Here is a 534-nt window from a genome sequence, read left to right on the forward strand (position 1 = left end):
AAGATGCATCGCGACGGCAAGGGAGTGAATCCCCGGGAGCATAGCAAACTATGTGACCGGGGTGAGCGAGTGCAGCCAACAAAGAGGCAACTTGAAAGATAACGGGTATAGAACATAGTGAGTATTGAATACCCAAAAATCTTTGCGATAGTATGTAGGAAGCGTTAGAATTAATTTTAATTAAGTAATCCTTATTCCGATTTTTAGGGGGTGTTGTATGAAACTTCAATCAGCACGTGATATTAAGCAAGTTCAGCATAAAATTTACGGTAACTACCTACGTCAGATTGAATCCGGTGAACGTGAATCGACGCAATTCATGCCTAAATCTGATCTTGGTCAATTACAACACTCAACCAAGCTGAAAAAGCAATTTAGTTTTGCTTAATATTTCAATTTAAGACAATATAAACCATCTTAATTTTACCTGATTACCATCGAATCTCAGCTAGCTTGAGTAAATACTCAGGCATAGGTGCTGCTCGAATACATGAATAAATAAGCTGTTCGAATGTTCTTTTAAGGTTAAAGCGC

The 534-nt window shown here is 38.2% G+C and carries 1 protein-coding gene and 1 pseudogene; one reads left to right on the forward strand and one right to left on the reverse strand.

The window, feature by feature from the left end; genetic code table 11:
- The first annotated feature begins 217 nt into the window (after window positions 1-217).
- Complete coding sequence (locus ACGF5R_RS24415; RefSeq protein WP_387693221.1) at window positions 218-388, forward strand: hypothetical protein; 171 nt, start codon at window positions 218-220, stop codon at window positions 386-388.
- Window positions 389-431: 43 nt separating this feature from the next.
- Here the strand turns inward: ACGF5R_RS24415 and ACGF5R_RS24420 are convergent.
- Window positions 432-534, reverse strand: a pseudogene (locus tag ACGF5R_RS24420) (IS1595 family transposase); the annotation flags it as partial.

It is taken from the genome of Photorhabdus sp. RM71S, from assembly GCF_042879355.1.
Lineage (GTDB): Bacteria > Pseudomonadota > Gammaproteobacteria > Enterobacterales > Enterobacteriaceae > Photorhabdus > Photorhabdus kayaii.